Source organism: beta proteobacterium MWH-UniP1, assembly GCA_036362785.1.
Lineage (GTDB): Bacteria > Pseudomonadota > Gammaproteobacteria > Burkholderiales > Burkholderiaceae_A > Lacustribacter.
Genome location: CP143625.1, coordinates 1,971,336 through 1,997,324, shown reverse-complemented (window position 1 = coordinate 1,997,324; position 25,989 = coordinate 1,971,336). Strand labels below are relative to the sequence as shown.

At 55.2% G+C, this 25,989-nt stretch carries 32 protein-coding genes and 4 tRNA genes; 15 read left to right on the top strand and 21 right to left on the bottom strand.

The window, feature by feature from the left end:
- Positions 1-54 precede the first annotated feature (54 nt).
- The 8 genes from lipA to AOB54_09855 all read right to left on the bottom strand — a co-directional run bounded on the left by lipA (position 55) and on the right by AOB54_09855 (position 6,252).
- On the bottom strand, positions 55-1,005 hold the full coding sequence (lipA, locus tag AOB54_09890; GenBank protein WVN41762.1) for a lipoyl synthase: 951 nt from the start codon (positions 1,003-1,005) through the stop codon (positions 55-57).
- Between the two features lie 13 nt (positions 1,006-1,018).
- Complete coding sequence (gene lipB, locus AOB54_09885) at positions 1,019-1,666, bottom strand: lipoyl(octanoyl) transferase LipB (GenBank protein WVN41761.1); 648 nt, start codon at positions 1,664-1,666, stop codon at positions 1,019-1,021.
- 4 nt (positions 1,667-1,670) lie between these two features.
- The gene (locus tag AOB54_09880) at positions 1,671-1,940 is read right to left on the bottom strand and encodes a DUF493 family protein (protein WVN41760.1); all 270 of its coding nucleotides are present in this window, start codon (positions 1,938-1,940) and stop codon (positions 1,671-1,673) included.
- 18 nt (positions 1,941-1,958) lie between these two features.
- Positions 1,959-2,846, bottom strand: coding sequence for a D-amino acid aminotransferase (locus AOB54_09875; GenBank protein WVN41759.1), 888 nt, complete (start codon positions 2,844-2,846; stop codon positions 1,959-1,961).
- A 66-nt stretch (positions 2,847-2,912) separates the two neighbouring features.
- Positions 2,913-4,154, bottom strand: a complete 1,242-nt coding sequence (locus tag AOB54_09870) for a D-alanyl-D-alanine carboxypeptidase family protein (protein WVN41758.1) — start codon at positions 4,152-4,154, stop codon at positions 2,913-2,915.
- On the bottom strand, positions 4,139-4,795 hold the full coding sequence (locus AOB54_09865; protein ID WVN41757.1) for a CocE/NonD family hydrolase: 657 nt from the start codon (positions 4,793-4,795) through the stop codon (positions 4,139-4,141). Before AOB54_09865 ends, AOB54_09870 begins: the two co-directional genes overlap by 16 nt.
- Positions 4,792-5,100, bottom strand: coding sequence for an NAD(P)H-dependent oxidoreductase subunit E (locus AOB54_09860; protein ID WVN41756.1), 309 nt, complete (start codon positions 5,098-5,100; stop codon positions 4,792-4,794). Before AOB54_09860 ends, AOB54_09865 begins: the two co-directional genes overlap by 4 nt.
- 9 nt (positions 5,101-5,109) lie before the next feature.
- Entirely contained in the window at positions 5,110-6,252 is a 1,143-nt protein-coding gene (locus AOB54_09855) for a VanZ family protein (GenBank protein WVN41755.1), read from the bottom strand.
- Positions 6,253-6,287: 35 nt separating this feature from the next.
- On the opposite strand from AOB54_09855, the gene AOB54_09850 reads away from it, so the two are divergent.
- Together AOB54_09850 and AOB54_09845 are read left to right on the top strand one after the other, a co-directional pair.
- Positions 6,288-7,103, top strand: a complete 816-nt coding sequence (locus AOB54_09850) for a hypothetical protein (GenBank protein ID WVN41754.1) — start codon at positions 6,288-6,290, stop codon at positions 7,101-7,103.
- Positions 7,100-8,020, top strand: a complete 921-nt coding sequence (locus AOB54_09845) for a type III pantothenate kinase (protein ID WVN41753.1) — start codon at positions 7,100-7,102, stop codon at positions 8,018-8,020. The genes AOB54_09850 and AOB54_09845 overlap by 4 nt, the downstream gene beginning before the upstream one ends.
- Before the next feature lie 3 nt (positions 8,021-8,023).
- Here AOB54_09845 and AOB54_09840 read toward each other — a convergent pair whose 3' ends face one another.
- Genes AOB54_09840 through AOB54_09785 form a run of 12 tightly spaced genes read right to left on the bottom strand, consistent with a single transcriptional unit; the run spans position 8,024 to position 17,933 of the window.
- Positions 8,024-8,506: an adenylyltransferase/cytidyltransferase family protein gene (locus AOB54_09840; GenBank protein WVN41752.1), complete on the bottom strand. Its 483-nt coding sequence runs from the start codon at positions 8,504-8,506 to the stop codon at positions 8,024-8,026.
- 17 nt (positions 8,507-8,523) lie between these two features.
- On the bottom strand, positions 8,524-9,348 hold the full coding sequence (locus AOB54_09835; protein WVN42829.1) for a ferritin-like domain-containing protein: 825 nt from the start codon (positions 9,346-9,348) through the stop codon (positions 8,524-8,526).
- A 59-nt stretch (positions 9,349-9,407) separates the two neighbouring features.
- On the bottom strand, positions 9,408-9,848 hold the full coding sequence (locus tag AOB54_09830; protein ID WVN41751.1) for a nuclear transport factor 2 family protein: 441 nt from the start codon (positions 9,846-9,848) through the stop codon (positions 9,408-9,410).
- 46 nt (positions 9,849-9,894) lie between these two features.
- Positions 9,895-10,674 carry an SDR family NAD(P)-dependent oxidoreductase gene (locus AOB54_09825; protein ID WVN41750.1) on the bottom strand — a complete coding sequence of 260 codons (780 nt, stop codon included), beginning with the start codon at positions 10,672-10,674 and terminating at the stop codon, positions 9,895-9,897.
- A 31-nt stretch (positions 10,675-10,705) separates the two neighbouring features.
- Positions 10,706-11,266: a DUF3833 domain-containing protein gene (locus tag AOB54_09820; protein WVN41749.1), complete on the bottom strand. Its 561-nt coding sequence runs from the start codon at positions 11,264-11,266 to the stop codon at positions 10,706-10,708.
- Positions 11,263-12,543, bottom strand: coding sequence for an MFS transporter (locus AOB54_09815; protein ID WVN41748.1), 1,281 nt, complete (start codon positions 12,541-12,543; stop codon positions 11,263-11,265). The genes AOB54_09820 and AOB54_09815 overlap by 4 nt, the downstream gene beginning before the upstream one ends.
- Positions 12,543-13,070, bottom strand: coding sequence for a chalcone isomerase family protein (locus AOB54_09810; GenBank protein WVN41747.1), 528 nt, complete (start codon positions 13,068-13,070; stop codon positions 12,543-12,545). The genes AOB54_09815 and AOB54_09810 overlap by 1 nt, the downstream gene beginning before the upstream one ends.
- Before the next feature lie 29 nt (positions 13,071-13,099).
- Positions 13,100-14,383, bottom strand: a complete 1,284-nt coding sequence (locus AOB54_09805; GenBank protein ID WVN41746.1) for a cyclopropane-fatty-acyl-phospholipid synthase family protein — start codon at positions 14,381-14,383, stop codon at positions 13,100-13,102.
- A 49-nt stretch (positions 14,384-14,432) separates the two neighbouring features.
- A complete protein-coding gene (locus tag AOB54_09800) occupies positions 14,433-15,191 on the bottom strand; it encodes a DUF1365 domain-containing protein (GenBank protein WVN41745.1) in 759 nt (252 codons plus the stop codon).
- A 13-nt stretch (positions 15,192-15,204) separates the two neighbouring features.
- Positions 15,205-16,566, bottom strand: coding sequence for an FAD-dependent oxidoreductase (locus tag AOB54_09795; protein ID WVN41744.1), 1,362 nt, complete (start codon positions 16,564-16,566; stop codon positions 15,205-15,207).
- Positions 16,563-17,372: a GTP cyclohydrolase FolE2 gene (folE2, locus tag AOB54_09790; protein WVN41743.1), complete on the bottom strand. Its 810-nt coding sequence runs from the start codon at positions 17,370-17,372 to the stop codon at positions 16,563-16,565. Before folE2 ends, AOB54_09795 begins: the two co-directional genes overlap by 4 nt.
- Positions 17,373-17,393: 21 nt before the next feature.
- Positions 17,394-17,933: a glutathione peroxidase gene (locus tag AOB54_09785; protein ID WVN42828.1), complete on the bottom strand. Its 540-nt coding sequence runs from the start codon at positions 17,931-17,933 to the stop codon at positions 17,394-17,396.
- A gap of 179 nt (positions 17,934-18,112) precedes the next feature.
- Between AOB54_09785 and AOB54_09780 the strand changes: the two genes are divergently transcribed.
- Positions 18,113-19,060: a MerR family transcriptional regulator gene (locus AOB54_09780; GenBank protein ID WVN41742.1), complete on the top strand. Its 948-nt coding sequence runs from the start codon at positions 18,113-18,115 to the stop codon at positions 19,058-19,060.
- Here AOB54_09780 and AOB54_09775 read toward each other — a convergent pair.
- Complete coding sequence (locus AOB54_09775; GenBank protein WVN41741.1) at positions 19,057-19,575, bottom strand: PhaM family polyhydroxyalkanoate granule multifunctional regulatory protein; 519 nt, start codon at positions 19,573-19,575, stop codon at positions 19,057-19,059. The two genes, AOB54_09780 and AOB54_09775, sit on opposite strands and share 4 nt — an antisense overlap.
- A 25-nt stretch (positions 19,576-19,600) precedes the next feature.
- On the opposite strand from AOB54_09775, the gene AOB54_09770 reads away from it, so the two are divergent.
- The 12 genes from AOB54_09770 (at position 19,601) to rplL (ending at position 25,836) form a co-directional block, all read left to right on the top strand.
- Entirely contained in the window at positions 19,601-20,635 is a 1,035-nt protein-coding gene (locus tag AOB54_09770) for a DUF3108 domain-containing protein (GenBank protein WVN41740.1), read from the top strand.
- 44 nt (positions 20,636-20,679) lie between these two features.
- A tRNA-Tyr gene (locus AOB54_09765) sits at positions 20,680-20,765 on the top strand.
- Positions 20,766-20,903: 138 nt separating this feature from the next.
- Positions 20,904-20,977, top strand: a tRNA-Gly gene (locus tag AOB54_09760).
- A 73-nt stretch (positions 20,978-21,050) separates the two neighbouring features.
- Positions 21,051-21,125: transfer RNA gene (locus AOB54_09755), tRNA-Thr, on the top strand.
- A 75-nt stretch (positions 21,126-21,200) separates the two neighbouring features.
- Positions 21,201-22,391, top strand: coding sequence for an elongation factor Tu (tuf, locus tag AOB54_09750; GenBank protein WVN41739.1), 1,191 nt, complete (start codon positions 21,201-21,203; stop codon positions 22,389-22,391).
- Positions 22,392-22,397: 6 nt separating this feature from the next.
- A tRNA-Trp gene (locus tag AOB54_09745) sits at positions 22,398-22,473 on the top strand.
- Positions 22,474-22,538: 65 nt separating this feature from the next.
- A complete protein-coding gene (secE, locus tag AOB54_09740) occupies positions 22,539-22,925 on the top strand; it encodes a preprotein translocase subunit SecE (protein WVN41738.1) in 387 nt (128 codons plus the stop codon).
- Positions 22,925-23,461 (top strand): transcription termination/antitermination protein NusG, encoded by a 537-nt coding sequence (nusG, locus tag AOB54_09735; protein ID WVN41737.1) that lies wholly within the window; start codon positions 22,925-22,927, stop codon positions 23,459-23,461. Before secE ends, nusG begins: the two co-directional genes overlap by 1 nt.
- A gap of 62 nt (positions 23,462-23,523) precedes the next feature.
- Positions 23,524-23,955, top strand: coding sequence for a 50S ribosomal protein L11 (gene rplK, locus AOB54_09730; GenBank protein WVN41736.1), 432 nt, complete (start codon positions 23,524-23,526; stop codon positions 23,953-23,955).
- Positions 23,956-23,957: 2 nt separating this feature from the next.
- On the top strand, positions 23,958-24,659 hold the full coding sequence (gene rplA, locus AOB54_09725; GenBank protein ID WVN41735.1) for a 50S ribosomal protein L1: 702 nt from the start codon (positions 23,958-23,960) through the stop codon (positions 24,657-24,659).
- Between the two features lie 229 nt (positions 24,660-24,888).
- Positions 24,889-25,419: a 50S ribosomal protein L10 gene (gene rplJ / locus AOB54_09720; protein WVN41734.1), complete on the top strand. Its 531-nt coding sequence runs from the start codon at positions 24,889-24,891 to the stop codon at positions 25,417-25,419.
- A gap of 39 nt (positions 25,420-25,458) precedes the next feature.
- Positions 25,459-25,836 (top strand): 50S ribosomal protein L7/L12, encoded by a 378-nt coding sequence (gene rplL / locus AOB54_09715; GenBank protein WVN41733.1) that lies wholly within the window; start codon positions 25,459-25,461, stop codon positions 25,834-25,836.
- Positions 25,837-25,989 lie beyond the last annotated feature (153 nt).

Genomic DNA, 25,989 nt, shown 5'->3' with positions numbered 1-25,989 from the left:
TCACGACATCCACGCGCTGGGCGCATTGAAAGCCCTGCGCATCAAAAACCCAAATCAGGCCGGGTTCAGCACCCCAGCCTGATGTGCCTGCTGGTCGGCATGGTAAGACGACCGCACCATGGCACCAACAGCCGCATGACTAAAGCCCATCTCGGCTGCTTTGGCCTCGAACATTTTGAATGTGTCGGGGTGCACATACCGGCGCACTGGAAGATGGCTATTCGATGGCGCCAAATACTGACCGATCGTCAGCATATCAATACCGTGGTCACGCATGTCTTGCATCACTTCCAAAATCTCGTCGTCGGTTTCGCCAAGCCCAACCATGAGGCCACTTTTGGTGGGAACGCCAGGGACCACTGCTTTAAATTCTTGCAGCAGCTTGAGTGAGTGGTGATAGTCCGACCCAGGCCGCGCCTCTTTATATAAACGTGGCACGGTTTCCAAGTTGTGGTTCAAGACATCTGGCGGGGCCGCTTTCAAAATGGCAAGCGCACGGTCGAGGCGGCCACGAAAATCGGGGACCAAGACTTCAATCTGGGTTTGCGGCGATTGTTCACGCACTGCCAAAATGCAGTCCACAAAATGTTGGGCGCCACCGTCACGCAGGTCATCCCGATCCACGCTGGTGATCACCACATATTTGAGTTTGAGTGCAGCAATTGTTTTGGCAAGATTGATGGGTTCGTTTGGGTCCAGCGGGTCTGGGCGGCCATGGCCAACATCACAAAACGGACAGCGACGGGTGCATTTGTCGCCCATGATCATAAAAGTGGCGGTGCCTTTGCCAAAGCATTCGCCGATATTGGGGCAGGTGGCCTCTTCGCAAACCGTGTGAAGCTTGTGTTCCCGAAGAATCTGTTTGATTTCGATAAATCGCGAAGACGTTGCGGCCGCTTTGACGCGGATCCATTCGGGTTTGGGCAGAATTTCTGCAGGCACTACCTTGATTGGAATGCGGGAAGTTTTTTCTGCGCCTTTTTGTTTTTTGCTTGGGTCGTACACGGTATAAAAGACCTTATGTCTGACAGTGTCGATCAATCTGATCGCACAGTTGATCAGCAACATCTTGCCACTTGGCATCAACACCCATTGTAGCCATGTCAACGGTTCTTAGACCCGGATAGCCACAGGGGTTGATGCGTGAAAACGGTTCAAGGTCCATGGCCACATTGAGTGCCACGCCATGATAGGTTCGGCCACGGCTTACTTTCAGGCCAAGCGCTGCAATTTTCCACAGGCGGTCGTTGTCATGAGTTGCGGCGGAATTGGGGACATAAACCCCTGGGGCATTCGGCTTGCGTTGCGCATGAGCAATGCCAAAGTGGGTCAAGGTGTCGATGATGGCCTGCTCTAGCCGGCAGACTGTATCTCTGACAAACAGTCCCCTGCGCCGAATATCCAACAGCGTGTAGATCACCACCTGACCAGGACCATGATAGGTCACCTGCCCGCCGCGTTCGGTGCGGACAATTGGAATGTTGCCAGGTTGCAGTACGTGCCGATCTTGACCGGCCTGTCCGAGTGTGAAGACCGCGGGGTGTTCCACCTGCCAGAGTTCGTCTGGCGTTTGATCGGTGCGGGACTCGGTGAAGTCCCGCATGGCATTCAGCGTTGCTAAATAGTCGGCCGGGCGAATTGTTTTACGTTGGGCGGTATGGGCCATTGCATTACAACACCACTTTAACCATGGGGTGTTGGGTCAGGCTGAGATAAATCGTGTCGAGCTGGGATTGCGACTCAACATTCACCGTCACCGTCAAGCCAAGATAGTTGCCATTACGGCTGGGCCGCATTTCAATGCTGGCCGGATCAAAGTTTGGGTCGTGAGACTGAACCAATGCACTGATGGCTTCGGCAAACCCCTGCACCTGTGCGCCCATCACCTTGATTGGAAACGCACAAGGAAATTGAATTAATGATTCTCTTGGGGCCGTCATGTCTTTTCGACTAACAACTTAAGCAAGACGTACGGCATCAATCGCTTCGTCGTAAGCCTGACGAATTTTTCGATAGATTGGGCCGGGCTGGCCAGCGTGTGATGGATGGCCAACCGGGCGCTGATCCATGCGCACTACTGGCAAGACTTCTTTGGTGGCTGATGTGATCAGCATTTCATCGGCATGCGTGACTTCAGCATGGCGGATGCGCCGGATTTGAACGGGAATACCCAGCCGCTCTGCGACTTCTTCCATCAGCCCGTAACGCACACCCTCTAGCACCAGATGATTTTTTAATGGCGCACAGAGCACACCATCTTTCACAATCCAAATGTTGCAGGCCGCACCTTCGGTCAGAAAACCATCTCGAAACATCACGGCCTCATCGGCACCGCGATCAGCGGCTGCCTGGCGGGCCAAAACGTTGCCCAGTAAAGCCACCGCCTTGATGTCGCAGTGAAGCCAACGTTCGTCAGGCAAGCTCACGACCGAGAGGCCTTTTTCTCGCAGATCCGGCCCTGGCCGGGTAAACGGAGTCGACATGGCAAAGACAGTCGGGCTAACTTCGGGCGATGGAAACAGGTGGTCACGTTTGGCCACGCCGCGAGTCACCTGCACATACACAAACTGATCTTCGCCGTCGTTATGGGCGATGACATCTTGAAAGAAGGCTGCCCATTGGTCATGGTCAAAGGGTGATTTGATGCGGACTGCAGCAAGACTGCGTTGCAGGCGGCGAAGATGGGACTCCAGGCGAAAGGGCTTGCGGCTATACGAGGGCACAACCTCATAGATGCCATCGCCAAACACAAAGCCTCGGTCCAGAACCGAGACCTTTGCCTCGGCCAATGGAAGCCACTCGCCGTTGAGGTAGACCGTTGGGTTGCCTTGAATGCCTTGAATCATGATCTGTCCGGAAAATTGAAAAAAGCCTGCCGCCCTTGGGCGGGAAAGAAAGGATTGTCGCCGATCCTAGGGGTTTACGCTGAGGGTATGCCACCAAAGTCGCAGGGTATCGATGGCTCGGCCCAGCAGACCCCCCTGTCGAACACTTTCGGCAGCGGTGACCGCCACCTGGTGGATCTCTTGGTCCCCCAGCCAGATACGAAGTTGGCCAACCTGCTGGCCAATAGTGACTGGGGCCAGCAGGGCCTGGGGCCGATCGAGCTGGGTGCGAATATTTTCGGCCCGGCCCCGGGGGAGCGCTACCAGCACATCTCGCTGGAAATGAAGCCTGGCCTTGCCCGCAACCCCTTTGTAGACGGGGATCGCTTCGCTGGCCTCGTCTGCCCTAAATAAGCGCAGGACATCGAATTGTTGGAAGCCGAAGTTGAGAAGTTTTAACCCTTCTTGGGCCCGAACCTCTTCAGTCTTGGCCCCGACAATAATCGCAATGAGCCGCCGCTGAATGCGCTCTTTTGTGCCCAGCGGCTGGGGCCGGTGGGCGCTAATCGCAATGGCAAATCCTTCCTCTTCGCTTCTTCCGGTCATGAGCCCGTCGACCGAATTGTCCAGCCATAAAAGCCGGTTACGGTTGACCTGCCGAATGCCGTTATAGGTCATCTCCCGACGACTAAATTCCCGGATCTGCTCGGGAAACTCCTGGATGAGATTGATCGACAGTTTGATCAAATCCGACACAGTGCTCTTGTGATCCGGGTGACCGGCGCCAGTGGCATTCACAAATCGGGTCTGCTGCATGCCAAAGCGCTCGGCAGTTTTATTCATGGTCTCGACAAAAGCGGACTCAGAACCCGAAATGGTTTTCGCCAGAGCAAGGGCCGCATCGTGCGCATTCAATGTGATTAAACCCTGCACCAGCTCGCCGACCGATACGTTTTTACCTGGTTGCAAAAACATGCGTGCCCCCTGGGGCACTTCCGATTCAGGCGGCGCAGCTACGTTTTGATCCAGCCGAATTTTTCTCTCACGAAGGGCCGTAAACGTGAGATAGGCCGTCATGAGTTTTGTCAGTGAGGCAGGCGCAATCGGCTGCTCTGCATTGCTGCTGGCAAGGGTCTGGCCGGTTGTGGCGTCAATCAACATCCAACTGCTGGCCGCAATTTTGGGTGGACTTGGCCAGCCCTGGGCGGGCACTTGGCTCTGTGCCAGGGCGGTTGATGCGCAAGCTACGATCAGCACCAGCGCAGACAGACTGTGGCGGACAGCGTGAAATGCAGCGTTGATCAATCGCATGCTTAGGCCAGCAGGCATCGTGTAATGCAGTCCCGCAAAAAAGGCAGCTTTGCATGGAAAAAATGACTGGCTGCCGGCATGACCAACACAGGGTGCTGTTGTGGCGCGACCCAATCCAGAACTTTTTTAAGACTAACCACCTCGTCTTCTTCTCCATGAATCAGGCGGGCTGCGGCCGTGAGCGGTGCGGGTGCGCGACGCTCATCGGCAATGCCAAGGCCCACCAAGATGACACGACTGAGTTCAGGTTGATCTTGTGTGATCGGGTGCTGGGGCCATTCGTGGGCAATGTGGGTGGTCATGACCGCGCCAAAAGAAAACCCGCCCATCCAGCGTTTGCCACCAACATCGGGATAGTGCGAGAGCAGCCAATCCCATGCGGCCCAGAGATCTTCCACTTCGCCTTGGCCGTGATCATGAATGGATTCACTCTTGCCAACACCGCGAAAGTTTGGCCGCAAACAAATCATGCCTTGATTGACGAATGCTCGGGCAATGGTCTGAGCCACCTTGTTATCGAGTGTGCCGCCAAACAATGGGTGCGGGTGTGCAACAACCGATAGCCCCTGAATAGCCACATCTTTGGCGGGCAAATCCAGAGCGGCCTCAAGAGCGCCCGCTGGCCCGGGAATTAAAAAACGTTGGGTTGCAGAGTTCAAATTTTTAACCGTTCGACAGGCCGGTTATTTAGTAAATGCTCGTCAATGATTTCATCAATGTCTGCCTGGTCCACATAGCGATACCAGACGGCGTCTGGGTAGACCACCATGACAGGGCCTTCTGAGCAGCGGTCAAGGCAGCCCGCACGATTGATTCGAATCTTGCCAGGACCGTTTTTTTTCAAGGTTTTAATGCGCTCTTTTGCATAGGCCTGCATCTCGTTGGCACCGCAGGCGCTGCAGCACTCAGCGCCCGGTTCCCGTTCGTTGACACAAAAGAAGACATGTTTTTCAAAGTAACTCATGGCCGGATTTTATCGTGATAGGCCTGGCATCCCGGGTTTGCCCAGGCGGCGATCAAGGCTTCTGGCAGATTTTCTGGTGAGCACAAATACCAGCCATGTCATCGCCGCGAAAGGCCACAAAGCGGCTGCCAGATTCGCCAGCGCCTGCAGGTTGAACCACCGCCCCCTGGACCATGCGGCAAAGGTCTCTGCGGCATAGCCGTTTTCGGGCAGGCTATTGGCCAGCATGAGGGTGACGGCAAGCCCAGCAATTGCAACGATGCGTTGTTGAGTGGGCCTGGCACCAGCCAGGCCATAGCCACTCAAAATAGCCAACACCAGCCCCGCCTGCGCGCCTGCATTAAACCAAGCTTCAAGTGCCCCTGGTGTCGACAGGGCCCAGATCCACCAGGCCCGTATGCCAAGCGTGAGGACCACCACAGTAATCAGTGTTATGGCCCAATGGCGTGGCTGATAACTTGGGAACCAACGGGATGATTCGAGCAGCGTCAGGTGACAAATGAGTGCACAGCTCAGCATGGCAGAGGCAACACACAGGGCCTCGGCAAGTGTGCGCTGTGCTGCAAAAGAGTCCACCTCACTCGGAATCTGACGACTCCAATCGACTTGCAGGCCAATATCCCCCAAGGCGAGCCAGATTTGCTGGGGTGCGGCTTGAGCCAAAAGCCAAACCGCCAAAAGCATTGCGCCACCGATTTCAATTGGCCGAGTTTCGTTGAAATGAAAACTAATCCTGTTGCGGCCATACGCCCCTGCAAAAAAACCACCGATCAAGGTGCCCGAACCATTGGCCAAGACATCCAACAACTGCGGACGCCGACTCGGCAGATAGGTCTGTAGCCCTTCCATTACCAAAGAAAGCAACACCCCCAATAACAGAGAAAAGAGCACAGCCTTAAGCGCACGCTGTTGCGCCGAGCGAAGTTTCAGGCTGAGCCCGCGCCCAAGTAATAGCCCCAAAGGAATATAGGCCAACACATTGACCAACACATCAAAGCCAGTCCAATAGCGGGGCCACGGCAAAAACAAAAAGCCCCAGGGTGGCTCTGGAATAAAGACCCAGTCCTGTAATGGTGTGAGCGAAATCACCACAATGCCGCAGGCATAGAGCAGGCCTGCCACCAGCATGGAGGTGGAGCGGCTTAGGGGCATGGGAAAGCCTTGTTCATACGGCTATGATGCCAAGAATGTTGATTTGTGACCGTCTCGATACTACCGATTCCACCCAGCGAGAAGTGCTGCGTCGGCTATCGGGCGTTGGCGCATCGGACCACCGTGACAAGCCGCCCCAGCCTGAATTGGGTCTGGCACGGCCATTTGGCCTTTGGACAACGCGGCAGACCCAGGGCATCGCAAGCCATGGTCGCCGTTGGCAAGACAGCCCCGATGGGGGCCTGGCCCTATCGATTGCCTGGCCTGAGCAGCAGGCGCAGGCCAGTGACATGGCCTGGCCGATACGCTGGAGTTTGCTGGTGATTTCAGCACTCGAGACAAGCTATCCGGAGTTACGCAGTGTGCTGGGTGTGAAGTGGCCAAACGATGTAATGGCCCAACAGGCCAAGCTTGCTGGCATCTTGGTGTCGCGTCATCTGGTGGGCGGCCAATGGTGGTGTGTTGCGGGCGTGGGTATTAATTTAGCCTGGAGCGTATTGCCCGAGATTGGCCGGCCAGTCACGGATTTGCGTCGGCTGGGTGTGGCCAATCCCGACCCAGAGCAGATCGTGATGGCCATTGCCCAGGCGGCGACTGATGATTTGAGCGTTGCGCAGACTATCGCCACCGCTGATGTTTATCAATCTGAATATCGCCGCCGTGATGTCGCCGCCGATGCGATCGTATCGGTGGTGCACCCGGTTACCGGTGCAACACTCATGACGGGATTCAATCAAGGCATTAACACCAGGGGCGAGCTGATGCTTCAAGTCGATGGCCAACAGCAGACCGTAGCGATCGGAGAGTTGTCCTTACGTTTTGCACCAGATGTGGCGGCGGTTAGCACATGAGCCCGCGAACTCTTCTTTTGGTCGACGCTGGCAATTCCGCCTTGAAATTTCAATGCCATCGCCTAGCCGAGCCTGTCACCTCGATGCCGTCACGATCGATCAGCAAGGCCCTGCAGCAGGTGATGAGCGCCCCAGTTGTGCGTTTAGACAATGATTTAGTGACGACCAATGGTCTGCGCGACGCATGGCAACAAGCTGCCCTCGCGCTTGGCGCGCAAGCAGAGATGGCATCAGGCCAGTGGCAACTGTCGTGGAGTGCTGTCGGCCCTGAAGACGTGATGAATTCTGTGAGCGCTGCCTTTCGTGCGATCAGTCATGCAGCAGCACCATCGGCCCACAGGCCAGTGCAAGAACTTCCGCTGCCTGCGCTGGGCAAGCTCGTGTTGAATCGCTATACCAACCCGGCACAGCTGGGTGCGGATCGTTGGGTTTCTGCAGTGGGCCTAGTGGCATCGAGTCCGATTCTTCCCGGGCAGACCCACATGATTGTTAGTGCGGGTACGGCCACAACCATTGATCTCGTGCGGGCATCGAAGACACAACAGGGCGCCTATGAATTTTTAGGCGGATGGATTTTCCCAGGCGTTGGACTGATGAACGCTTCATTGCGCAGGGGCACCCGAGATTTACAACTCACCATTGATTCCCCTTGCGTGTCTGCTTCGGATATTCCAAAGGACACGCGGGTTGCCATTGCGCAGGGCATTGGGCTGGCACAAACCGCTTTGGTGGCGCCTTTAATCAGTCGCTTTGATGTTTGTCAGATTTGGATTCATGGCGGCGCTTCCGGCTATTGGCAAGAGGCTTTGGCGCTTGCTGATCGTGATGCTCAGGTGGCCAGCAAGGTTCGAACCCAACCCAATCTGATATTTGCAGGCTTACTGGCTTTAGCCCTGGCCGATGGGCAGACCGTTTAAAGACTAGCCCCGAATTTTTTCCAGCATTCGGGTGGTTGAGCGTTCGTGCTCAAAAGGAATTGACAGTACTTGGCCGCCACGTGCCTGGACCCAATCGGCCCCCACGATTTTTTCCACCGGCCAGTCCCCGCCTTTGACCAGCACCTGTGGGCTAACGGCCTGAATCAGGGCCAATGGCGTGTCATCGGAAAACCAAGTGACCAGAGAAACACTCTCAAGTGCTGCCACCACAGCCAAACGATCTTCGAGCAGATTGATGGGCCGATCTTCCCCTTTGCCAAGCCGGCGGGTAGAAGCATCATCGTTAAGCGCCACAATCAGGCTCGCCCCATGGGCCCGTGCCTGAGCAAGATAGGTCACATGGCCACGGTGCAGCAGATCAAAGACACCATTGGTAAACACAATTGGCCGTGCCAAGCCAGACAGCCTTGACCCAAGTGAATCGGGCGGCGTGATTTTGGATTCGAACGACGGTGCGGGAAACAAGTGATGTCAGCGCTTTGTTAAGCAGCCAAGGATTTTCGAAAACGATTTAACTCTTGCACAGACTGAAAAGACTGATCAAAGAGCAAAGACAGATTATGCAAAATGCGCTCGGCAACCTTTGACTCCCAGTCGCTATTGAATTGAATCTGCTGGTCTAACCAATGCTCTAACCAGCCCGGCTCGGGGGTTCTGCTTTGCACGGTGTCGTTAGGAAAGAGGGCCTGGTTGACATGCAGATTGGTGGGGTGCAGGGCCTGAGATGTGCGGCGCGCAGAGGCCATTAAGACACCAATTTTTGCAAAGGCAGTTTTGGCGGCTTCGCCTGTCGTGATCAATGCTTTTTTCATGTAACGCAGATAGGCGCCCCCATGGCGGGCCTCGTCTTTGGCGATCGTTTCATAGATCTGGCGAATCACTGGTTCGGTGTGCCACTGCGCCGCACAGCGGTACCAGTGATTCAGTCGAATCTCTCCACAGAAATGCAGCATCAGGGTTTCAAGTGCTGGCGCGGGATCAAACTCAAAACGAACGGCGTGAAGCTCTGCTTCGGTCGGCACCAGCTCGGGCCGAAAACGGCGCAGATATTCCATAAGGACGAGCGAATGTTTTTGCTCTTCATAAAACCAGATGGACATGAAGGCCGAGAAGTCACTGTCATTGCGGTTGTCACGCAGAAACATTTCTGTTGCTGGCAAGGCTGCCCATTCAGTGATGGCATTCATCTTGATGGTCATGGCCTGCTCATCGGATAGCAGGGCAGGATCAAAAGCCTGCCAATCGATATCTTTTTCCAGGTCCCAGCGGACACGTTCAAAGTCTCGAAAGAGTTCGGGGTACAGCATTTCAGGGGCTTGGGGTGCGCGCATGTTGTGGTCTCAAAAAAATCGCCCCCATTGTAAGGTCAAGACTTGCTGGGGCGACCAATTTTCTGCCGAATCCAATGGATTATTCGGCCAATCAGGGGAAGAGACTCCATCAGGCGGGATGCGTCCCAATAGTCATGATGGGACTGAATCAGGCCCTGGGCATCAATAACAAGCAGGCTTGCGCCGGCAATGCTTTGGCGCGGTTTGTTCGGGCCAAGTGCGAATTCAAAGGTCCAGCCAATCATGACTTCAGAGCCAGATGGATTTGGGGACCCCAGCAGGCGGACATTGGTAAAGCGTGGGCGGTCTAGTTGATTAAACATCTCTAGATAGATGTCCCGCACACGATCCCTGCCCCGGACTTTTTGAAACGGGTCGGTGAATTCGCAATCGGGCGCATAAAAATCGGCAAGCTGATCCACCGTGTCTTGGCTGAGTTGTTCTGCCGCTGTAATAAAACGGTCATAGTTCATCATCGCTGGCACCCCATGTTGGACGATTGGCCGGCGCAAGATCTTGAGCTCATGCTTTGGGCACTGCCATCCGTATCAGGCGCAGTGCAATGGCATACGGAAGGATGCGCAAGAATTTGAGCCACAGCGTGAACCGTTTTGGGTAGTGGATTTCAAATCGACCCTGGGCCAGCCCGTCAAGCGTTGCTTGTGCCGCTGCCTCGGGCGTAATGATGGCGGGCATTTTGAAATTATTTTTTTGCGTAAGCCGGGTCTCTACAAAACCGGGGTGGACCACCGACACGGCAATATGCAAAGGCCGAAGCTCGACATAGCTGGTCTCGGCCAGATAGGTCATGGCTGCCTTGCTTGCGCCATAGGCAGCGGCCTGTGGCAGGCCGCTATAGCCCGCAACGCTCGACACCAAAACCCAGTGGCGTTGCCGTTGTGGATCAGCGCGCCAGAGACTGACGAGCGCGGCCTGCGCTTGATAGGCCGAGATCAAATTGATATCGAAAGTCTCACGAACACCAGCCATGTCCAGTTGATGTGCGGGCATAGGGCAATAGACACCAGCGAGCCAGATCACCACATCTGGAATAGCGTTGGCCTTTTCCATGGTGGCAAGGGCTGCGGTAATCGAATCGGCCTGGGCCACATCACAAGCAACATTGAGAAACGGTGCCGGCTGGATTTCATCAAGAACCGCTTGTCGGCGCGCACTCGCCACAACACGCGCACCGCGCGCGACCAGAAGATGGGTGAGCGCCAGGCCAATGCCTGACGATGCACCAACAATCCATACGGTCTTGTTGTGCCAATCACGAATGGGCGGGTTTAGGCTCAGCATGGAAATCTTTGCATTCGTTTAGTGCTGGGAATTATTTGCGAAACGACAGGGTGACCTCGCCCATGCGAATGCCCCATTTACTAAAAACGGCACGATTCAACATGACCTGATTGTCGATCAGCAGCATCCAGTCATCGAAGTCCAGGCCAATTGTGCTTCCGCGAAATGGCACATTCAGCGTGTATCGCCAGCGCAGGGTATTGCCATAAATCTCGCCAATTGCCTGGCCATCGACATCGTCGGCAGTGCCGATATAACGATTGGGGCCTGCGGCCTTCAGTTTCCAGATGCGGCGTTGTTTCTCACCGTCTGACCACTCAAAGTGTTCATCAAGTGTTCCTTCATCGCCGACCCAAGAGGCCTGAATGGTGACCACAAAACGACGGTCTACTTGGCCGCTGCGATTCTGAACCATGCCCCAGCCTTTGATCTCGCCATTGAAATATTGCTTCAGATCCAGTGCAGGTTTTTCTTTGAGATAAACCGATGGATCCGGCCCTGCACAGCCCATCACCATGACACCGGCAATGGCTGCTGCCAGCAGGAGTGCGAGCCGTGAGCGTATCGCGTTAAGTTGTTTAAGAAGATTCATATCGTGCTCCTGGATAAATTTGGTTTGGGTTCGACGCGGCCAAGGGCCACAATGGCGATGCATTTCAAAATACATGGCACGCCGGCATAAGCCCACTGTAGTGCATCAAGATTGTTGCCCTCAAGCGCAGGCTGGCCGGGGCTATAGCTCAGCAGGGCAAGCGCTGGCAATGCAAGCCCAGCGGCTAGGGCAAGCGCCAGTTTGATGATCAGATTCCAAATGCCAAAGTAGCTTGACTCCAGCTGGCCACGGTGGCCGCCTTGGTCAATGAGTCGGCCCAACAGCACCGGCGGGCACACGAGTTCTGCGCCAAGGGCGAATCCGGTGGCAAGACAAATGACTGTAAAAGCCACAATGTCACCCCGATCAAGCGATAGCGTCCAGACAAACGCGATTACCGCGATCAGCATGGCAATTCGCCACGCCATCATGGCGCCAAGGCGCCGGCTGGCCCAGGACCAAAAGGCAACGCTAGCGGCGGCACAAGCAAAATAAGCGGCAAGCAAGACACTGGACTGATCGCTGCTGGCTCCGAGCAAATCGGCCAAGAAAAATAAGACAAGGGTGGCAGGCACAGCGTTGGCCAGCGCATTGATTCCAAAGGCCGCGAGCAGACGCGCAAAAGCGCGTTGCGCCAATATCTGTCTCCAGGCCACATTGGCTTGCGTTGTGGCCGGACGTGCGGCTGCCCCGTATCGACGCAGGCCCATGGTGAGTAAAACGGCAAGAGCGCCCGCCGCCAACACGACAATGGCCATTGATAGGCCAGAGCGTTGCGCCGCAATCATCGCTGCAACAATCACACCAAAAAGGGCCAAGGCCTCTCGGGCGGCCACTAGGCGAGTTTGTGATGCAGCATTGTTGGTCCAGGCCACGGCCCAACTCTGGTGGGCAAGCGTTGCCATGCTGTTGCCCAATGACACGGCAAGTGTTGTCAGGCCAAGCCAAAGAAGCGCCAACGCGCCGGACGCGCCGAACTGACTGAGCCATTCGACAGGGGGATTCACCAGCAGTGCCAAACTGAGTGCCATGATGGAGAGCCCAACAGCCATCCAGCGCCACAAGCCTGCGCGGCTTTTGTCCATCCACCGACCAATGATGGGGTCAGCAAATGCATCGGTCAGGCGCGTGAGCATGAGCACCAGGCCGATGGCCGCAAGACTCATCCCGAATTGTTCGGCATACAGGGCGGGTGTTAGCAAATACAGGGGAAGAGCCGCGAAGGCCAGCACGAACCCAGGCAGCCCATAGCGCAGCGCCTCTGAAGCGTTGGGCATCAGGGCTGATCCGATGCGGCCAGGCCGAGTAGACGATTTCTGAGTGCCGGTTCAGCGGTTTTCGGGTCAAACCAGATAGCAAAAAAGGCGCGAGAAAACTCTGGATCTTGGATATTGCCGATGCGTTGTCCGTTTTTATAAAACGACACACCCTGGCCGGGCTGGTGCACACCACGCAGCCGATCGCCCATCTGAACATCGGGAAAGATTGCCTGCATTTGCGCTAGCCAACGGGCATGTTGGGCAGCGGAGCCAATCCCCAGTCTTTTTATTTCACCCAGGCTGCGTTCTGCAATACTCTGGCTCGAAAAATTTCGGGCATAGGTCAATTCAAGCGCAAAAGGACGCTCAAAGCGGGTGCTTGCCGAAAATTGGCTGGGTGCAAAAAGCTGGGCATCGTAAATTTTCAGACCAAGCCAGCGCAACGTGCCCTGGCCGTGAAGCCGCATGTCATCAGTGTTGGCGTGGGCATAGTGGAAACTGCCCAGCACCACGCAAACCGCACAGAAGAGTCGTTTCAGATTCATGCTGTTCCCTTTGGCGCAAAGAAAACCCATTAACGCGAATCACTTAGGCGCAGTGTGTACTGCACCACATCGATATTGCCTTCGGCAAAACCGGCCTCACAGTAAGAAAGATAAAAACGCCACATCCGCTGGAATTGCGCATCAAAGCCCATCCGTTCGATCTCGGCCCGTTTCGCATCAAAGGTCTTGGCCCACTCGGCAAGCGTTCTGGCATAGTCTTGGCCAAAGCAAAACGCATCTTCCACGGCCAAACCATGCCGTTGCGCCAGCTGAGTAAATACCGTTTTCGAGGGCAGCATGCCGCCCGGGAAAATGTATTGTTGAATGAAGTCGGTTCCTGAGCGATAGCGTTGAAAGAGACTTTCATCGATGGTGATGGTTTGAATGACTGCACGGCCATCGTCTTTTAGGCAGCGGGCCAGCGTGCTGAAATACGCATTCCAGTAACGCTCCCCCACTGCTTCAAACATTTCGATAGACACGATCCCGTCATACCGATGATGCTCGTCACGGTAGTCTTGTAGTGCCACTTCAAATCGCCGGTCTTCATGGCGAGACAGCACCTGCTTTGCCCAGTTTTGCTGTTCTGAAGAGAGTGTCAGGCCCTTATAGTGGCAGTCGGTGGTCTGCAGCAAACGATTTGCAAAGCCGCCCCAACCACAGCCAATTTCTAAAACTTTGGATCGCCCATCAAACCGGCCCGGATTAAGTTGGGAGATAGCACGGTCGATTTTGCGTTCTTGCCCCGCCTGCAGATCGACCGCCTGATGGGCCGCACCCGCCGTGTCGAAAATTGCGCTGGAATAAGTCATGGTGGGATCTAGCCACAGCGCATAAAAATCATTCCCTAAGTCGTAATGGGCAGAGATATTTTTCTTGGCCTGTGTCTTGCGGTTTGATCGCAACAAGTGGCGCAGCTGATCGATCCAGGTGGACCACCATCGGCCGTAGATTACAGAACTCATGGCGTCACGGTTCGCAACCATTAGCCGCAAAAGTGCGGTCAAGTTAGAACTGCTCCACAGGCCGCGCATATAGCCCTCGCCGAAACCAATATCACCACGTGATACCGCGAGAGACAGGGCAGCAAAGTCGTGGATTAACAGGTGGGCCCGGTGTTCCGGCTGGGCAGGGGCCAAGCAGGTGTCTGACCCACGGTAAAAGCGCGTGCTGCCATCGGGGAAAACAACCTCTAACTCGCCCACTTTCAAGGCATGGAGTAGCCGAAGGGCTATCTTGGCCCGAATGCCAATGCCGTCGAATACGGTCTGGTCAGGTGCGACCTGGGTTGTGTTTGAGCGGGTATCGTTCATGAAAAAACGTTGGCGTCCGATGAGATCGCGTCTCTTAACCCTGGGGCCGTTAGTTTAAGGGAGACGGGTGCTGGGAGTCAGCCTTAGAAATAAACTTTGCCCCCTTTAGCCAGAGCAATAGAGCCTGCCAGTGAATTCGGGTGATCACCCCGATCGAGAAGACCGGATAACGCAGCCAGGCCAAGATGGCAGAGCGGGTGCAAAGCGCTTGGGAATCTCCGCTCATCGACGTCAGCAGCAATGCCCCTGATTCATCTTGGTATTCGATACGGGCCAGATCATGACCGCCCAGCCCTGACTTGAAAAACCGAAATTGATAGCGGCCACGGACTTCGAAAAAAGGGGAGACGTAGAAGGCTTTTTCAGCGGTCAGTGTTTGGCCGTTTCGAATGGGCTGCTGTGCCGGGTTCAGCACATAGACATAGCGATCACCAAAGGTGTTGTTCACCTCGGCGATGACGGCCCGCAGTTGGCCATCTGCACGTTCACAGAACCAAAAGCTAACCGGCTTAAAGACATACCCCAGCATGCGCGGAAAAGTCTGTAGCCAGATTTCACCGTCCACATCGTGAACGCCAGCCTGTTCGAGCATGGCTTTGGCCCACTGTAGTAATGGCCTGCCGTCACCATGGTCTCGATCATTGACGCTAAGCAGCGCAGGGCGATTGATCCCCCAGCCCCAGCCACCCACCCGGCCTTTCGAGTCCATGGTCTGGGCAAGGCTTTTCAAAGGCAGTTGAAGATAGAAGGCCCGATAGCGAAAGGCGTGGGCAAATGGTTTTAGTCGCGCATGCCAGACGCGGCCCAAAACCAATCTGGGTTTAAGCAGCCTGTTGGAGTGGGGCGCCATCTTTTCTCGCCGAGTCCAGTTGTGCTTTTACGCCGCGTGCTGCATTGACACCCGATTGGAAGCCATCTTCATGAAAACCGTAGCGTGTCCACGCACCCGCGAGCCAAATGGAGTCGGTGCCCTGTACTTTTTCAAGCTCACGCTGTGCGGTGACTGCGGGGCCGTCAAATATCGGGTGGGCATAGTGCATGGTGTTGATGATCTGATCTGCCGCCGGCTGTTGCACTGGATTCAGGCTAACCAGCACTGGTTTTTGCACGGGAAGTGGCTGCAGTCGATTCATCCAATAAGTCACGCTGACACTGGGCGTGGACACACTTTTCTCAGCATCATGGATGTAGTTCCAAGAGGCCCAGGCGGTTTTGCGTTTGGGCATGAGCGCGGTGTCGGTGTGCAGGATCGCCACATTGTCTTGGTAGCGGACCCGGCCAGCAATCTGGGAAAGGGCGTGGGCCTTGGGTAAGAGTTGATGGGCCTGATCGGAATGGCAGGCGATGACAACCGCATCAAAGTCTTGTGTAAAAGAGTCTTGTTGGCCTGATGCATGGCGCTCAATGTCGAGCCGAACACCTGAGCGGCCACCGCGATCTTGAAGCTGGGGAAGCACCTGGGTCACGTGGTGGGCGGTTTTCCATTCCACCTGCCGGCCCTGGGTGGCGAGCCAGTTTTGTAAACAACGTAAATAGTTTGCGGCACCGTTGCGCACGGTGTACCACTGGGGGCGATTCGAAACACTCAGCAGACCATGGTTTTCACAGAACCGCGTGAACGTTGCCATGGGAAAGGCCCGCATTTGTTCTGTGGGGCAAGACCAGATGGCACCAGCCATCGGCAAGAGATAGGCATCTAAAAATAACTTGCCGTAGCCCTGCCGGTCCAGGTACTCACCCAAAGAGGGACCACCGTTGATGGCAAGCCTGAACTTCGCGGCATCCAGCGGTGCCTCGCGATTGAAACGCAGGATGTCTTTGAGCATTGCCCAGAATTTTGGCGAGAGCAGGTTTTTTCGCTGGGCAAACACCGTGTTTAGGTTGGTGCCGCACCACTCAATCTGACCTTGGTTCAGGCTGGCGGAAAACGACATGTCGCTGGGCGCGGTGTCGACGCCCAAAAGCTCAAACCACTTTTTAAGGCCGGGATAAGTGCGGTGATTAAACACAATAAAGCCGGTGTCAACAGACACTTGGGTGCCGTCTATCGAGACGTTTTGGGTGTGGGTATGACCACCAAGACGCTCGCCCGATTCAAATACGGTGACTTTATTGGCCCAAGAAGACAATTCCCAGGCAGCAGCACAACCGGAAATTCCACTACCAATTACTGCAATATTCATGTGTGACAGAGGTGATCAATCTTCGCGTATGCCGAATGATTGTGTATCGATTCAAAGTTTTCGGACTCGACACTGTACCCTTGAATTCGATGGTCCGCAGAAAGGGCCAAGGCAATATCTCTTACAAGATCCTCGACAAATTTCGGATTGTCATAGGCGCGTTCGGTCACGTATTTTTCGTCGGGCCGCTTTAACAGACCCCATAGTTCGCAGGATGCGGCCTGTTCGGCTACCCGGATCAGATCCTCAACTTCCACAGGGCCGCTGATCTGGGCCGCGATCGTGACATGGGAGCGTTGGTTATGGGCGCCGTATTGCGAGATCTTTTTGGAGCAGGGGCACAGACTGGTGACTGGCACCACCACTGTGACGGTGGTGGTTCGGGTGGTTTGTAGCACTTCGCATTCCCAGGTGACCTGGTAATCCATCAGGCTTTCCACACCAGAGACAGGGGCCGCCTTTGTTACAAAGTAAGGCAGTGCGATTTTGATATAGCCCCGCCCCGATTCAAGGCGCGTGAGCATCTTGTCCATCAGGGATTGCAGCGTGTAATAACCAAGCGGCTCCTGGTGATTTTGAAAGACCTCTAAGAAGCGCGACATGTGCGTGCCTTTGACTTCCGGCGGAAGGGCCACCGTCATGTCAATGGTTGCGACTGAAGGCTGGGGGCCTTTGGCGGTCTGCACCACGACCGGATGAACGAGCGATTTCACGCCGACCCGCTGGATGGCGAGTTGTCTGGTGTCCGCATGAGATTGCACATCGGGCAAGGCAGCGTTGGAAAACAACTTGTCAGAGGCGTTCATAGAAAATCTCCTGTGTGGTGCTCAGCTGCGTGGTGCAGCCAGAGCGCGTTCGATCTCGGTGATGATTTGTCGGTCGCTTGGCGCCACCTGACTAGAAAAACTGCGGATGAGTTTTCCGTCTTTGCCAACGATGTATTTGTGGAAATTCCAGCCGGGGAATTCTGATTGACGTGCCAGCTGCTTAAAGACCGGATTGGCCTTGGGACCCTTGACGCTGGTCTTGGCCACCATTGGGAATTTCACCCCGAATGTGCCGGAGCAAAATTCTGCAATTTCTTTGTTCGACCCTGGCTCTTGATTGCCAAAATCATTTGACGGGAACCCAAGCACCACCAAGCCACGGTCTTTGTAGCGCGAGTAGAGTTTTTCTAAGCCCTCGTATTGCTGAGTGAAGCCACAAAAACTTGCCGTATTCACGATTAAAATAACATTGCCCTGATACTGGCAGAGGTTTTGCGGGACATCGTCTTGGAGCCTGGGAAATGTGTGATTTAAAAGCGCAGGACAGGCTGCCGGATTTGCCCAGGCCTGTGGCGCGACCAAAAGCACCATAAGACTCATCAGCCCGAGCGCGCGAAGCATCCAGATATTAGGGACGGCAAGAAGATTAAAAACTGGCCGAGCTTTGGGGGAATCCTTGAGATTCATGGAATTTGTCTTGGTCAGAGATGGATCACGGACCTATACTATGGGCAAGGAATGGTAGCGTCAATTATTTGTCTATGACAAAAAAGGGTTAAATGGAACTTCCTGATTCCACGGCTGTGCACCTCAGCATCTCGGCTGTTGAGCGTGATACAGGGCTATCAAAAGACACGCTTCGCGTCTGGGAGCGCCGGTACGGCTTTCCCAACCCCGAAAGAGATGCCTTTGGCGAGCGCATTTACCCCTTAGAGCAGGTTGACCGTCTCCGGGTGATCCGCCGGCTCATGGATGTCGGCCACCGCCCGGGAAAAATCATTGGCTTGGAGATGGAAGAGCTCCAGGCTTTGGCAGATACCTCCACGAATCATGCAGCGGGGCGCCAGTCCGACCAAGAAATTGATCTTCACCCCGACATTGCCCACCTGATTGAAGTCACCAAGGCCCACGATGTCGAAGAGCTGCGCCGCCAGCTGAGTCAGCGCCTGCTCCGCTTGGGGCTTGCCCGTTTTGTTACCGAGCTAGTTGCGCCCCTGACCCAGAAAATTGGCGATGCATGGTCCCGTGGCCAGCTTGAAATTTACGAAGAGCACTTGTTTACCGAGTCGATGCAGGTGGTATTGCGCAGCGCGATTAGCACCATCCCTCAGCCAGGCAATCGGCCCAGGGTGTTGCTGACCACCTTTCCAACGGAACCGCATGGCATGGGCCTGCTGATGGTCGAGGCCCTGCTGGCACTCGAGGGCTGCCGCTGTATTTCCCTGGGCACGCAGACCCCGATCTGGGACATTGTGTTGGCCTCGACAGCGCAGCAAATTGATGTGGTGGCGTTGTCCTTTTCCCCGGTGATGAATCCCAATCAGGTTTTGGATGGGCTGACAGAACTGCGGGCCAAGCTGCCCCGCTCAGTGGAGATATGGGCCGGTGGCAAATGCCCCATCTTGCAGCGTCGCCCCCCGGCAGATGTTCGAGTTATTCCCGAATTGACGGATCTATCTGGCACCCTTTCCGATTGGCGCCATCGCCATGAGCGTGCCGCTGTTTAAGCCTTATCTGGGGTTTTGGTCGATTTAGCGGTTTTGGTCGCGGATTTTTTGGCCGGTTTTGTGGCCTGATCTGCCATGGATTGCGCACCCGCTTGGGCCGCCTGCATCATCTGACCGAACTGCTGTTGCATGGATTCCCACCAATACGTGGCCTGTTCTGTGGCCGCTTTGCTGGCTAGGCCGGGGAGAGGGTCTGTGCTTGTCGTGGGCTTCGTGGCGGCCACGGGATCGGCCCCGGCTTTGGTCATGGATTCGGTAAATGACTGGATGGCGGCAACGGTGCCCCGTTGAACCTCAAGGCCCTGGATGGTTGTCTTCAGTAAATTAAGGTTCAGGTCTAACCACTGTTCGACTGCTTTGAGTTCTTGGATGCGCTTATCTAGATCTTTTAAATCGGCCGCGTTAAAGCCGCTAACACCAGGAATGGCGCCGCCGAGCGGCAGCTTGCCCCAGGGGGAGGTTAAAAACTCAAACGGGTTAAACGGTTCATTAGACATGGCGGTCGCTACTTGCATTGAGATTGATTTTTAGAATAGCCGAATGACACTTAAAAAGCGCCCCCTTGGCGATCGATTGCCAGCCCTGTACCGCCGTTGGCCCTGGATTGCGGCGCTTGTGTTGGTGTTGCATTTGGCGGTGCTGCTTGGGCTGGATCGGATTTTGCTGGGTCTCATCAGCCCTCGGGAAGACGATAGCGGACCGATGGCGGTGCAGATGCTGCCCCCGCCAACCATGCCGGTGTTTCCGGTGGTGCCACCCGCCCCGGCCCCTGTCCCACCCGCGATTGTTTCCGAGTCTGATCTTGCTGCGGCCACCCCTCCTGAGTCGGTGCCGGATCAGAAGTCGAGCGATAGCCCCTTGTCTGCCGGGCAGTCGCCGGACTTGGCGAGTCGGATTCCGACCGATAGTGAATTACCAAAGGTTGGCGGCGTGGCGCTGTCCGCATTTTGGGGAGACCACACATCGGGGACCCAGATTGGCCGCGGCAGTATTCAGCTTAATTTCACACCGGACGGCCGCTACAACATCAAGCTGGTGACCGAAGCGGTTGGCTGGGCAACGATTTTCGCCAGCAAACCCCTCTATGCCGAAACGGTCGGCACCATTGGCCCTGGCGGCCTGCGGCCCGAGCGCCATACCCACCGCTCGCCCCGGGGCAAGGAAGAGGTTTCCATATTCGATTACGAAAAAAAGAAAATTACTTATTCTTCGCTAAAAGAACCCCTTCCTCTGCTAAATGGTATTCAAGATCGTCTAAGTTTCATGATTCAGCTGGCCTGGATGATGAAGGTAGCCCCGGAGCGCTTTAGCCTTGGCGAAACCATTGACCTGCCAATGGCGGGAAGAAACAAGGTGGAAGAGGTCACTTTCTGGGTGGAGTCCGATGCCGACGTGGTCATGCCCGGAGGGGTTCTGGTTCCCGCAGTCCATCTGTCGAGCCATCGAGCGGGGGAGCGTTTCAAGGGCAAGATCGATATTTGGCTTGACCGGACAGATAGACTTTTGCCGGTTCGCATTCGCTTTGAAGAGGCCCGAGGCCAGGTCCTAGACCTTCTCACCGTTCGCCAGCCTTAACTTGACGCTTTCCGTGCCCCGCCACATAATTGCGGGTTCCTCGCGGAGGGGTGCCCGAGTGGCTAAAGGGGGCAGACTGTAAATCTGTTGGCTTACGCCTACGTTGGTTCGAATCCAACCTCCTCCACCAGAGCCCTTATTGATCGTCATCACACATGGGTGAAATCAGGGTGGGCCCGAGGATGTTGGGCAGGACAGTAGTTGGTCGAGCTAACAGTAAGTCAGTTGCTTATGAGTGGGGTGGTTGCTTGTAGGCGTGCATTACTCGGCGGGTGTAGCTCAATGGTAGAGCAGAAGCCTTCCAAGCTTACGACGAGGGTTCGATTCCCTTCACCCGCTCCAGGCCTTTTGTGGGGGCAAGCTTTTTCGGTGCTGTGAAAACAGCATCGTGTGGTGTTGAAGTGTTTTGCATGTCGCCCATGTGGCTCAGTGGTAGAGCACTCCCTTGGTAAGGGAGAGGTCACGCGTTCGATCCGCGTCATGGGCACCAAGAATTTGTAGTTCGTTGTGATGTTCGCTTTTTCAAGTTCGCTGAATTTTTTGAACCATTGTTGAGGAGTTGGCCATGGCCAAGGGTAAGTTTGAGCGCACCAAACCGCACGTAAACGTTGGGACGATTGGTCACGTGGACCATGGTAAGACGACGTTGACGGCTGCTATTGCAACGGTGTTGTCTGCCAAGTTTGGTGGTGAGGCGAAGAAGTACGACGAGATTGATGCGGCGCCTGAAGAGAAGGCCCGTGGTATCACGATTAACACGGCGCACGTGGAGTACGAGACGGCCAACCGTCACTATGCACACGTGGACTGCCCGGGTCACGCTGACTATGTGAAGAACATGATCACGGGTGCGGCGCAGATGGACGGTGCGATTTTGGTGTGTTCGGCTGCTGACGGCCCGATGCCCCAGACGCGAGAGCACATTTTGTTGGCCCGCCAGGTGGGTGTGCCTTACATCATTGTGTTTTTGAACAAGTGCGACATGGTGGACGATGCTGAGTTGTTAGAGCTCGTTGAGATGGAAGTGCGTGAGCTGCTCTCGAAGTACGACTTCCCCGGTGACGACACCCCGATCATCAAGGGCTCGGCCAAGCTGGCCTTGGAAGGTGATAAGGGCGAGCTCGGCGAAGGCGCGATTTTGAAGCTGGCCGAGGCGCTGGATACCTACATTCCTGAGCCAAAGCGTGCTGTGGACGGCGCATTCCTGATGCCGATCGAAGACGTGTTCTCGATCTCTGGCCGCGGTACTGTGGTCACTGGCCGTGTGGAGCGTGGCATTGTGAAGGTGGGTGAAGAGATTGAGATCGTTGGTATCAAGCCCACGGTCAAGACCATCTGCACGGGCGTGGAGATGTTCCGCAAGCTCTTGGATCAAGGCCAAGCGGGTGACAACGTGGGTATTTTGTTGCGTGGTACCAAGCGTGAGGAAGTCGAGCGTGGTCAGGTGTTGGCCAAGCCCGGTTCGATCACCCCGCACACCAAGTTTGAAGCCGAGGTGTATGTTCTGTCGAAAGACGAGGGTGGCCGTCATACGCCGTTCTTTAACAACTATCGCCCCCAGTTTTACTTCCGTACGACGGACGTAACGGGTGCGGTGGAGCTGCCTGCTGGCACCGAGATGGTGATGCCTGGCGACAACGTGAAGATTTCGGTGGCCTTGATTGCCCCGATCGCGATGGAGCAGGGCCTGCGTTTTGCTATCCGTGAGGGTGGCCGCACCGTCGGCGCCGGCGTCGTCGCAAAAATTATCGAGTAAACCAGTAGGGGCATAGCTCAATTGGCAGAGCGTCGGTCTCCAAAACCGAAGGTTGGGGGTTCGATTCCCTCTGCCCCTGCCACCGCAGGTTGAATCAAGAAGTTTTGTGGTGCCGTTTTAGAAACAGTTTGAGCAGACAAGGACTTTATGTCGCAGGTTGAATCCGGAGGTACAGCAGGTGGTGCGGTCGACAAGCTGATGCTTGTGGCCGCAGTGCTGGTGCTGCTCGCAGGAATTATCGGTTTTCATCAACTCGCTGACGCATCGGTCTGGGCTCGGACTGGTGCGCTAGTTGGCGGCATCGTGGTCGCCGCCGCAATCGCTCTGGTATCGCAGTCGGGCCGTCGGTTTATCGGGTTTTCTCAGCACTCAGTTGACGAAGCCCGAAAAGTCGTCTGGCCCACCCGCAAGGAAACGATTCAAACAACGCTAATCGTCTTCGCCTTTGTGTTGGTGATGGCACTGTTTTTGTGGCTCGCCGACAAAGTGCTGGAGTGGGCCTTGTATGACTTGATTCTGGGATGGAGACGTTAATGTCCGCCAAACGTTGGTATGTCGTGCATGCATTTTCCGGCATGGAAAAAAGTGTTGCTAAGGCAATTCAAGAGCGCATTGACCGGGCCGACATGCAGCAGTATTTTGGCCAGATCCTGGTGCCGGTCGAAGAAGTGGTTGAGATTCGTGGCGGTCAGAAGGCCATCTCCGAGCGTCGTTTCTTTCCGGGCTATGTGCTTGTTGAAATGGAAATGAACGACGAGACATGGCACCTGATTAAGAACACCAACAAGGTCACAGGCTTTGTGGGCGGTTCGGGCAGCAAGCCCACCCCAATCTCACAGGCCGAGGTCGACAAGATCATGGCCCAGATGCAAGAGGGTGTGGAAAAACCACGGCCCAAGATCTTGTTTGAAGTGGGCGAGGTGGTCCGTGTGAAAGAAGGTCCGTTCACCGATTTCAATGGCAACGTTGAAGAAGTGAACTATGAAAAGAATCGTCTGCGTGTGTCGGTGACCATTTTTGGTCGTGCAACACCCGTGGAGTTGGAGTTTGGTCAAGTCGAAAAGCTTTGATCAGACATTTTTGAGGAGCGAACAGCTCGACTGTTTGCGCTTGAACTCGTAAAGGAGCCTTTATGGCAAAGAAGATCGTCGGTTATATCAAGCTGCAGGTACCTGCAGGAAAAGCCAACCCATCGCCACCCATTGGTCCAGCACTCGGCCAGCGTGGTTTGAACATCATGGAGTTCTGCAAGGCCTTCAACGCCCAGACACAGGGCATGGAGCCAGGCTTACCCATTCCGGTCGTGATCACGGCATTTGCCGACAAGACCTTCACCTTCATCATGAAGACACCGCCTGCAACGGTGTTGATCAAAAAGGCAGCCAAGCTCGACAAGGGCTCTGCCAAGCCCCACACCGATAAGGTCGGCAAGATCACCCGTGCTCAGGCTGAAGAAATTGCAAAAACCAAAATGCCCGATCTCACTGCAGCTGATTTGGAAGCCGCAGTCAAAACGATCGCCGGCAGTGCCCGCAGCATGGGCGTCACGGTAGAAGGAATCTGATCATGGCAAAACTTTCCAAGCGTTACAGTGCTGTTCGCGCCAAGGTCGACCGCACCAAGGTGTATCCCGCCCAGGAAGCTCTCGAGCTGGCCAAGGCCTGCGCAACCGCAAAATTTAAAGAATCCGTTGACGTTGCTGTCCAGCTCGGCATCGATGCAAAAAAATCAGACCAGTTGGTTCGTGGCTCGATCGTGCTGCCTGCTGGCACGGGTAAAACATCCCGCGTTGCTGTGTTTGCGCAGGGCGAAAAAGCCGAAGCCGCCAAAGCAGCCGGCGCTGACATTGTCGGCATGGAAGACCTGGCCGAGCGTATCAAGGGTGGCCAGATTGACTTTGACGTGCTGATCGCCTCGCCGGACACCATGCGAATTGTCGGCACCTTGGGTCAGATTCTTGGTCCCCGTGGCCTGATGCCAAACCCCAAGGTGGGCACGGTGTCGGCAGATGTGGCTCAGGCAGTGAAAAACGCCAAGGCAGGTCAGGTCCAGTACCGGACCGACAAGGCCGGTATCGTTCATTGCACCATTGGTCAGGCGTCGTTTGAGATTGACGCACTGAAAAGCAATCTCGTTGCACTGATTGATGCGTTGAACCGCGCCAAGCCGCAGTCCTCGAAAGGGGTGTATCTGCGCAAGGTTGCCATCTCGACCACCATGGGCCCCGGTATTCGCGTGGACCAGGCGTCGATCTTGGCGCAGTCGTAAAGACTTTGGGCTGCAGGCCTGTCGAAAGGCAAGCCTGCAGGTTGTCAAAGACCGTTGGGGTTTTGTACTTAATTAAGGCAGTTGTTTAGGCCCTGCCCAACGCAGATGGCGGTCCCGAAAGAATTCGATGCTCGAGTCATATTGAGTTGTTCATCGAAAAATCTCAGGTCTCGCCGGTATCAACCGTTTCAAATCCAATTGGACGCGAAACATTGAGAAGGAGTGAAATGTGGCACTAAACCGCGAAGCGAAAGCCGTGGTGATCGACGAAGTCTCTGCCCAAGTGGCAACGGCCCAGTCCATCATCCTCGCCGAGTACCGTGGTCTTGATGTGGCCAACATCACCGAGCTCCGCAAGAGGGCGCGTGGCGCTGGCGTTTACCTGCGTGTGTTGAAAAACACCCTGGTACGCCGTGCCGTTGCCGGAACACCGTTTGAAATGCTGGCCAACAACATGGTTGGCCCGCTGATCTACGGTATTTCGAAAGATCCTGTTGCCGCTGCAAAAGTCATGAATGACTTTGCTAAAGGCAACGAAGTCTTTGTCATCAAAGCGGGCGCAATGCCGAACTACTTGATGGACGCTGCTGGCGTGAAGGCCCTTGCCTCTATGCCGTCGCGTGACGAGTTGCTCAGCACATTGCTCGGAACGATGCAGGCCCCGGTTGCCAAGTTCGTTCGCACCCTCAACGAAGTGCCGTCGAAGTTTGTTCGCACGGTTGCTGCGTTGAAGACGCAACGCGAATCGCAATCCGCATGACCATTTTTAACTGAACTGAAATTTTTTGGAGTTTTCAATATGAACAAGGATCAACTGTTAGACGCAATCGGCGCGATGTCCGTTCTGGAGCTTTCCGAACTGATCAAGGCCATGGAAGAGAAATTTGGCGTATCCGCTGCTGCAGCAACTGTTGCTGTTGCCGCTGCTCCTGCAGCTGGTGGCGCTGCCGCTGCTGCTGAAGAGAAGACCGACTTCACGGTCGTTCTGGCTGCCGCTGGTGACAAGAAGGTTGAAGTCATTAAGGTGGTTCGTGCCGCAACTGGCCTGGGTCTGAAAGAAGCAAAAGACCTGGTCGACGGCGCACCGAAGCCCGTTAAAGAAGGTGTTAACAAGGCCGACGCCGAGGCGCTGAAGAAGCAACTCGAAGAAGCTGGTGCAAAGGTCGAACTGAAGTAATGCATTAAGCGGTGTCTGACACCTGTTGGTGTCAGACACCGTCTCCCAGCAGGCTATTCCATGTCGATGCTGCTTTTAGTCGCGTCGATATCGCATAGCTCGGAATGGTAAGCAGTGCAGTGGGCTTGAGTAACTCTAATTGTTTTTTTTGAG